Annotated in this window: 8 protein-coding genes; 3 read left to right on the top strand and 5 right to left on the bottom strand. The window is 51.4% G+C overall.

Features of this window, described 5'->3' with window-relative positions:
• Positions 1 to 27 precede the first annotated feature (27 nt).
• Genes ACTG34_RS12800 through ACTG34_RS12790 form a run of 3 tightly spaced genes read left to right on the top strand, consistent with a single transcriptional unit; the run spans position 28 to position 2329 of the window.
• The gene (locus ACTG34_RS12800) at positions 28 to 693 is read left to right on the top strand and encodes a Tim44/TimA family putative adaptor protein (protein WP_439105276.1); all 666 of its coding nucleotides are present in this window, start codon (positions 28 to 30) and stop codon (positions 691 to 693) included.
• Entirely contained in the window at positions 690 to 1733 is a 1044-nt protein-coding gene (gene mltA / locus ACTG34_RS12795) for a murein transglycosylase A (RefSeq protein WP_439105273.1), read from the top strand. The genes ACTG34_RS12800 and mltA overlap by 4 nt, the downstream gene beginning before the upstream one ends.
• A gap of 8 nt (positions 1734 to 1741) precedes the next feature.
• A complete protein-coding gene (locus tag ACTG34_RS12790) occupies positions 1742 to 2329 on the top strand; it encodes a Smr/MutS family protein (protein ID WP_439105272.1) in 588 nt (195 codons plus the stop codon).
• Here ACTG34_RS12790 and ACTG34_RS12785 read toward each other — a convergent pair.
• The 5 genes from ACTG34_RS12785 to ACTG34_RS12765 all read right to left on the bottom strand — a co-directional run bounded on the left by ACTG34_RS12785 (position 2312) and on the right by ACTG34_RS12765 (position 7573).
• The gene (locus ACTG34_RS12785) at positions 2312 to 3535 is read right to left on the bottom strand and encodes an MFS transporter (protein WP_439105270.1); all 1224 of its coding nucleotides are present in this window, start codon (positions 3533 to 3535) and stop codon (positions 2312 to 2314) included. The genes ACTG34_RS12790 and ACTG34_RS12785 overlap by 18 nt on opposite strands.
• Positions 3536 to 3625: 90 nt before the next feature.
• Positions 3626 to 4930 (bottom strand): ATP-dependent protease ATPase subunit HslU, encoded by a 1305-nt coding sequence (hslU, locus tag ACTG34_RS12780; protein WP_439105269.1) that lies wholly within the window; start codon positions 4928 to 4930, stop codon positions 3626 to 3628.
• A complete protein-coding gene (hslV, locus tag ACTG34_RS12775) occupies positions 4927 to 5484 on the bottom strand; it encodes an ATP-dependent protease subunit HslV (RefSeq protein WP_439105268.1) in 558 nt (185 codons plus the stop codon). Before hslV ends, hslU begins: the two co-directional genes overlap by 4 nt.
• Positions 5485 to 5594: 110 nt before the next feature.
• Positions 5595 to 5915: a thioredoxin gene (gene trxA / locus ACTG34_RS12770; RefSeq protein WP_439105267.1), complete on the bottom strand. Its 321-nt coding sequence runs from the start codon at positions 5913 to 5915 to the stop codon at positions 5595 to 5597.
• A gap of 56 nt (positions 5916 to 5971) precedes the next feature.
• Positions 5972 to 7573, bottom strand: coding sequence for a 3'-5' exonuclease (locus tag ACTG34_RS12765; RefSeq protein ID WP_439105274.1), 1602 nt, complete (start codon positions 7571 to 7573; stop codon positions 5972 to 5974).
• Positions 7574 to 8083: the final 510 nt, after the last annotated feature.

The following is an 8083-nucleotide window of genomic DNA, read 5'->3' as shown; positions in this document are numbered from 1 at the left end:
CCATGCCGTGTGAGCTGTGAGGACCAAATGAGCCAATCTATCCTGTCCCTTCTGGTGCTTGCCGGAATCGCTATTTTCCTTATTTTGCGTTTGCGCAACGTTCTCGGAACGCGTGAAGGCTTTGAGAAACCACGTGCTGAATTGGGTGATGTCGCTCCTGCGACGCGCGAAAACCAAAAATTTGAAGTCATTGAAGGTGGTGTTGACCGTGATATTACGGACAATGTCGCTGAAGGATCGCGTGCTGCCCATGAATTGGCCGCGATGAAGCGTGTAGAGCCATCTTTTAATGTCACGGAATTCTTGAGTGGTGCAGGTGGCGCATATGAGATGATCCTGATGGCATTCGAGCACAGCGATTTGAACAGTGTACGCGATTTTCTTGCGGGTGAGGTCTACGACGCATTTGATAGCGTTGTTCAGTCCCGCGAAGAGCAAGGTTTACAGGTAAAGGCTCAGTTCGTAGGTTTGCGTGAGCTGCAATTGATCGACGCTGATTTTGACAAATCGTCCAATGAGGGTGAGGTCAAAATCCGCTTTGTTGCCGAATTGATTTCGTCTGTCCATGACGCAAGCGGGAACCTCATTGAGGGCAACCCTGCCGAAATCAAACGCCAAAAAGACATTTGGACGTTTGCACGCGAAATGGGTAGCAACGATCCGAATTGGCAGTTGGTTGCAACAGGGGCATGATATTCAGGGGGGTGACATGCGCGTTACTGTTCACTCTTCTGAGTTTGGGTGTGCCTGTTTATGCAAATGATGCTACAATGCCGACACTGCTAGAGTTTTCCGATCTGAACGGTTGGGATGACGACGATCATGATGCCGCTCTGTCCGTGTTCGTAAAAACGTGCGACCGTATGGATGGTTTTGAGTGGCCACAGTTGTGTGGTGTCGCCAAAAACAACACAGATGGTAAAGCCTTTTTCGAACTCTTTTTCAAACCAGTGCTGATCGAGGATGGGGCAGAACCTCTTTTTACCGGGTACTTTGAGCCCGAGCTCAATGGATCGCGAACCCGTAGTTCGCGCTATCGGTATCCAATTTACGCCAAGCCCGACGATCTTACGGTCGGAGCGCCGTATTTATCACGCCGTGAAATTGCCAATGGGGCTTTGTCGGGGCGGGGATTAGAGATCGTCTGGGTGGACGATGTGGTTGAATTGTTTTTCTTACAGATCCAGGGGTCGGGTCGGGTGCGTCTTGATGATGGGACGATGACCCGCGTGGGCTATGCGGGCAAAAACGGACACACATATCGCTCCATCGGGAGAGAGCTCGTACGCCGAGGGATATATGACGCACACCAAGTGTCGGCAGAGGTGATCAAAAATTGGGTGCGCCGAAACCCGGTAGAAGGTCAGGAGTTACTCAATCATAATCCATCGTTTGTATTCTTCCGAGAGCGTCAGGAATTGCATGCGGACCTTGGGCCTATTGGGGCGATGAGCCGGTCAATTACCACTATGCGGTCGATTGCCGTTGATCCCGTGACGACCCCATTGGGTGCGCCGGTTTGGATTGAAAAGTTGGGTGAGACTCCCCTAAACCGCCTAATGGTTGCTCAAGATACCGGATCGGCCATTAAAGGTGCGCAACGCGCAGATATTTTCTACGGGACGGGAGATGCTGCCGGATCAGAGGCCGGTCGCATCAAAGATGGCGGACGTATGATCGTTCTCCTACCGATCCAGCTTGCCTATGGTTTGTTGGAGCAGGTCACGGGATGAGACGGCGCGTGAAAGGCAAATTGAGTGACGATGATCGTGACGTGTGGAATGAGGTCAAAAAGACCGCAACCCCTATGCGTGCAGAGTTTGTAGTGTCACGCGATCTGTCGGCAAAACCCCCAAAGAAAACGCCACCGAAGTCACTCGATGCTATGATTACCCAATTTGAAGTCGGCGCTCGTAGCGCACGTACTTCAATGGGACATAATCTTGCGCCATCGGTGTCACAAAGACTTGCCCATGCACCTGTTGAGATGGACCGAAAAAAATTCGGCAAGATGAAAAAGGGGAAACTAAAACCCGAGGCGCGGCTTGATCTTCATGGAATGACATTGGCGCATGCCCATCCCGCGCTTCAGGGTTTCATTCTATCGTCAGCCGCTGCGGGACGGCGTCTTGTTCTTGTAATTACAGGAAAAGGTAAAGATCGTGATGACGGCGGGCCAATCCCAATTCGAAGGGGTGTTTTGAAAAACCAAGTGCCGCATTGGCTGCATCAAGCACCTCTTCGTTCAGTAGTTATGCAGGTCAACGAGGCGCATCTTACACACGGGGGTAGCGGTGCGTACTACGTCTATTTACGCCGCAACAGGTAATAGGGATCGCGCGCGCAAAACGGCCACGGCCGCCAACGCACTTGTCACCCCGAAATACACCGCATATCCCAACATTTGTGTCGTGAATGGCACGCCCAAATCAATGAGATATCCTGAAACACCTGGTCCGATTGCAGATCCAAATACCATGACTGCGGTGGCTGCTGATTTTATGGAGCCAATGTATCGTGTTCCATAGTGTTCGGCCCAAAACGCGCCAACAACGGTCCCTTGCATTCCCATGCCAAGTCCAACGATCATCAAGCCTACGCCAGCAATAGCTGGAACTGTAGAAAATGAGATCACAACAAAGCCAAACAAAAAGGGAAGGGGCATCAGCGGCAAACTGCGACCCGCGCCATATTTATCCACCCCCATTCCCGCAAGAAATGTGGCGGCAACAGACGTTAAAGTTAGCCACGGGTAAAGAGATACATACTCAACGAGAGACCATCCCTTTACTTCTGCCAAGTGTACTTGTTGGAAAAACAACGCTGTTCCCCACGCGGGCGGCCCAAGGAGCAAAGGCACACACATCCAAAACAACCAGTGTTTCAAAAGTGCGCCACGCGTCCACATCTGACCGCCCATCCCAACCGCACTTGTCGAACTGGCGATAGATTGCGGTGTGCGTTCTTGTCCAAGGCACCATAAGAGGAGCGGGATCAAAACAACCGCAAGGCCTGCGGCAACAACCCATGATTGACGCCATCCTATCATGGTCATGATCGCCACAAAGATCAGCGGCAAAATGGCTTGTCCAAGTGCAAATCCCAAGCTGGCTATAGAAAGTGCGCGTCCGCGAGTCGCCTGAAACCAGCGCGCCATGCCAACCATTGCGATTTGGCTCGTCATACCTTGGCCAGTGAAGCGTAATAGAAAGATGACCACCACCAAAAGCGCGGCATTCGGAACAACCGACATCGACAAACACGCCAAGGCTAATCCAACCAAGATGATTGGCGCAAGAACGCGAACCCTAAAATGGTCGGTCAGAACGCCTGCCCAAACCATCACGACTGCCGAGGCTGTCGTGCCGAGTGAATAAATTGCGCCCCATGATCCATGGCTCAAATCAAATTCGGTGCGAATGTCTGCCGCAAAGATCGAAATAAAATAGGTTTGCCCATACGAAGACGTCAGGGTCAGAAGAAATCCAACCACAAGCCAACGAGCGTTCTCAATTATGAATCGTAAATATGTCATGCTGCCATAACGCGCGTTCTCACAAAAAAAGAAAGAGCAAATCGCTCGTGCGAAATTGCCCTTTCCTCAAATAGAAAAACGGCGTTGCCGCTAAAGCATGTATCGGCTCACATCGACGGCTTTTGCTATTTCACCTACGTTTTTCATGACATAGTCGGCATCAACAATAACTTGAGTGCCCCCTTGGTCTGGCGCCACAAACGAAAGCTCTTCAAAAACACGTTCCATTATGGTGTACAAACGGCGCGCACCGATATTCTCAACGCTTGTATTCACATCAGCAGCAAGTTTTGCAATCGCAGCGATTCCATCGTCCGTAAATGTTACACCTACATCTTCAGTTTCCAAAAGGGCTTTGTATTGAAGGGTAAGTGCATTGTCTGTGTCGCTCAAAATCTTGACAAAATCGGCCTCATTGAGCGCCCTCAGCTCTACGCGAATAGGCAAGCGTCCCTGTAGTTCGGGCAATAGATCTGATGGTTTCGCGATATGAAAAGCACCGGACGCAATAAACAAAATGTGGTCCGTTTTTACGGGCCCGTGTTTTGTTGAAACGGTCGTCCCCTCTATCAACGGAAGCAAATCACGCTGCACACCTTCGCGACTTACATCGCCACCGCGTGTATCGGACCGTACACACACTTTATCGATCTCATCGATGAAAACGATACCATTTTGCTCAACGGCCTCTAGGGCGGCTCGCGTGATAGCTTCGTCGTCCAACAACTTGTCTGCTTCTTCGTCAATCAAGACGGCGTAGCTTTCCGCGATGGTCAATTTTTTCTTCACTGTTCGGCCGCCAAATGCCTTTCCGAACAGATCACCGATATTCATCATGCCTCCCGATTGGGGTTGGCCGGGAACCTCAAACATACCTTGCGGCGTGGCGTTGTCCTGAACTTCTAATTCAATCACTGTCGTGTCGAGCATCCCGTCACGAAGTTTTTTGCGAAACATTTGGCGCGTTTGATCGCGGGCATCTGCGCCTGCAAGAGCTTCAATCACACGCTCTTCGGCCGCCTCATAGGCTTTGGCCTTAACTTCTTCGCGCATGCTCTCACGTGTTTGGACGATTGCGGAATCCGCAAGGTCACGCACGATTTGCTCAACGTCACGTCCGACATATCCAACTTCGGTGAACTTGGTTGCTTCGACTTTGACAAACGGTGCCTTCGCAAGCTTTGCGAGCCGGCGAGAAATCTCGGTTTTTCCCACACCTGTGGGCCCGATCATCAAAATATTCTTTGGATAGACTTCGTCTCGCAGCTCATCAGACAGCCTCTTACGGCGCCACCGATTGCGCAAGGCAACTGCAACTGCGCGCTTGGCGTCACTTTGACTGATAATAAAACGATCCAATTCGGAGACAATTTCACGTGGTGTTAAATCGGTCATTTAGAGATCTTTTCTACTGTCAGGTTTCCGTTTGTGTAGACGCAAATGTCAGACGCGATTACCATCGCTGCGCGCGCAATGTCCTCGGCGGTCTTATTGGTTTCCATGAGGCCACGTGCAGCAGCAAGGGCGAAATTTCCGCCGGATCCGATAGCCGCGACATCGTGTTCGGGCTCTAGCACATCACCGGCTCCCGTAATCACCAACAGGCTTTCCCCGTCCGTAACAATGAGCATCGCCTCGAGCTTTTGAAGGTATTTATCTGTGCGCCAATCTTTTGCCAACTCTACACTGGCGCGCGCCAGTTGGCCTGGAGTTGCCTCAAGTTTGGCTTCCAGCCGTTCCAATAGTGTAAACGCATCGGCGGTCGATCCGGCAAATCCACATACAACATCGTAGCCGCCCGGACTAATGACGCGCACTTTTTTCGCCGTGCCTTTGATGACTGTTTGGCCAAGGCTAACTTGCCCGTCACCTGCAACTACAACTTCGCCACCGCGCCGTACACCAATGATTGTGGTTCCGTGCCAGCCGGGAAACTCATCCTTTGCCATGATTGGTCCTTTCGTTGCTGTTCTATATGTGGACGGGTGCATGGTGATGCAACAACCCAACGAAAAAGGGCGCCCCGAAGGACGCCCGATATCTGACCGCTGATCGTGTCTTATACGACTTCTTCGATCCAGCTTTTGAGCGCAGATTTAGGAGCTGCGCCTGTTTTGTTGGACACAACTTCACCACCATTGAACATAAACAGCGATGGAATTGCACGAACGCCGAACTGGCCCGGAACGCCCGGGTTTTCGTCAACGTTCACTTTAACAATCTTAACTTTTCCCTCGAACTCTGCGGACAGTTCTTCGAGTGATGGACCGATTTGCTTGCAAGGTCCGCACCATTCCGCCCAGAAATCAACGAGCACGGGCACGTCGGATTGCAGAACTTCGGTTTCGAACGTTGCGTCAGATGCAGCGATGGTAGCCATGGAGTATCTCCTGAAATGTGGTGTTGCCAAAAACCTATGTCTGCAACCGTGCAACGTCAAGATATAGTGGTGCGTTGAAGTGCCGCCCTCACGATATCGCGAGGCACCTCCATTAACTCTGCGGTCTTTGTCCATAAAACTGCGGTTTCGACGCGGCGGTCGGGGTATATGCTTTCCACCGCCTCCGCATAGGCACCCAATTGGCGCAATATTCCCTCTGGGATGCGTTCAGCGCTGTCTGGCAAAACGCTATTTGTTTTAAAGTCGACGATCTGAACTCGATCGGGTTCGATGATGAGGCGATCAATTATTCCGTGAACACCATATCCGTTCAACGATGGGAGTGTTCCTGAAAAAGGCACTTCAGACAGCGAATGCGACCCAAACACAGCCCAAGCATAGCTCCCACCTAGGACGCGGACCGCCTCGTCGAGCAAACCTTCTGCTTCATGATCCAATATTGCGTCTTCTGCATCGGAATGTATGTGGTGCAACGCGGCTTTCCGGTCCGCCGGATCAATATCAGGTAGCACATCTAGAAGGAGATGAATTTGGCGTCCGCGCCGTTTGGCCTTCTCGCTATCTAAAACTGCATCCTCGCCACTGAGCGCCTTGGCACCGCCGAGCTCAGAAGGCGAAATGTAACCGCGCTTTTTAAGAGGTGCGGATATTTCAGTGTGTGCCCAGTACGGTAAGGTCGGTGATGCATCATTTGGTGCTAATGAACCCTCAGGATGCACGCCCCACGCGCCTACCTGATATCTCAAACCGCCTGTCAGTGGATGATCTAGCGTTTGGGTTTCAAGCTCGGCCATTCCTGATTGGACCAACTCATACCAGCTCGTGCCGTTTTTCGGGGCCGTGCCTGCGCCAGCAACAATAAGCCACTTTTCCGCCCGCGTCATAGCAACATAAAGAAGACGTCGACGCTCTTCCTCGGCTTTGGACAGGAGTGCCGCCCGCGCTGAGTTCGTTATGTCGCTCGCCGATACTGAACCTGCAAGATGCACGGGCCTGTTTTCGCCCAAATCAATCAGCGCGCCCCGAACCTGACTTTCTTTTGTACTCGGCAGTGTATCGGGCAAAATCACAATCGGAGATTCTAGCCCTTTTGCGCCGTGTGTCGTCATGATCCGTATGAGATTCGAGCTGTCGTCCAAAACGCGCTTTATCTTGATATCCTCGGCCTCAAACCACGCCAAAAATCCAGTCAAACTCGGCGTCTGCGTTGTCTCGTATGTTCGCGCTTGCCCAAGAAGTGCGTCAATTCCATCTTCAGCTTCTGGCCCAAGTCGCGCTAAAAACCTGCGGCGGCCGCCATGCTTGATCAAAACACGTTCGAGCAAATCATAGGGTCGCAAAACATCCAGCTTCAAACGCAGGTCATCAATTATTGCAACGGTTTGTGGAAACTCGTCTTTGCGTGATCTCAGCTCGCGCCAAAGATTGGGTGCTTTTCGGCTATGCGCCAAGGCATACAGTTGCCGGTCCGACCAATTGAATAGAGGTGATTTCAATGCTTCTGCCAAGGCAAGGTCGTCATCTTCAAGTGACAAGAATGACAACAATGCACACAGATCACGCACGGCCAGCTCATTTCCAACCGTTAGAAGATCAGCTCCCGCAACGGGAAGTCGCTTTTCTTTTAGCTTGCTCAACAATGGCTGAAAGAGCCCGGAGCGGCGCCGCACCAAAATCAATATGTCTTTTGGTTGGATCGCTCGAAATGCACCATTTTCGGCTGGAATAGACCCGCTTTCTAGCAGTCTACCTATCTGGTTCGCGATGGTTTCTGCGAGTTTGTGATTGTGGTGTGTGGGGAGTGTTAAATCTAACGGATCCTCCCAGTCGTCGTCTCTTTTTTCCTCTGCTTCGGTTTCAATAAGGGGCCACAAATCCACGCGTCCAGGCATCTGATCAAAAAACGCAATGTGTCGGGGTGGTCCTCCAACACCATACCCGTTTGAGGCTCCGAATACACAATCGGTTGCCGCGAGTATCGCTTGAGATGACCGAAAAGAGTGTTCGAGAGAGAGCTTTTGAAGGGGATCGTCCACGGCTTGTAACCGAGCATCAAAAAAGTCACGCATGTCATCAAATCCTGATGGATCAGCGCCTTGGAACGAATAAATTGACTGTTTTTTGTCACCAACGACAAAGATTGTTCG

The organism is Celeribacter marinus, assembly GCF_965656515.1.
Lineage (GTDB): Bacteria > Pseudomonadota > Alphaproteobacteria > Rhodobacterales > Rhodobacteraceae > Celeribacter > Celeribacter marinus_D.
The sequence above is the reverse complement of the archived record's forward strand: the minus strand, read 5'-3'. Positions and strand labels throughout refer to the sequence as shown.

What these genes read in the sequence shown, in the direction of transcription:
- ACTG34_RS12800 (WP_439105276.1), top strand. Translation starts at nt 28, where the DNA reads ATGAGCCAATCTATCCTGTCCCTTCTGGTGCTTGCCGGAATCGCTATT.
- mltA (WP_439105273.1), top strand. Translation starts at nt 690, where the DNA reads ATGATATTCAGGGGGGTGACATGCGCGTTACTGTTCACTCTTCTGAGT.
- ACTG34_RS12785 (WP_439105270.1), bottom strand. Translation starts at nt 3,535, where the DNA reads ATGACATATTTACGATTCATAATTGAGAACGCTCGTTGGCTTGTGGTT.
- hslU (WP_439105269.1), bottom strand. Translation starts at nt 4,930, where the DNA reads ATGACCGATTTAACACCACGTGAAATTGTCTCCGAATTGGATCGTTTT.
- hslV (WP_439105268.1), bottom strand. Translation starts at nt 5,484, where the DNA reads ATGGCAAAGGATGAGTTTCCCGGCTGGCACGGAACCACAATCATTGGT.
- trxA (WP_439105267.1), bottom strand. Translation starts at nt 5,915, where the DNA reads ATGGCTACCATCGCTGCATCTGACGCAACGTTCGAAACCGAAGTTCTG.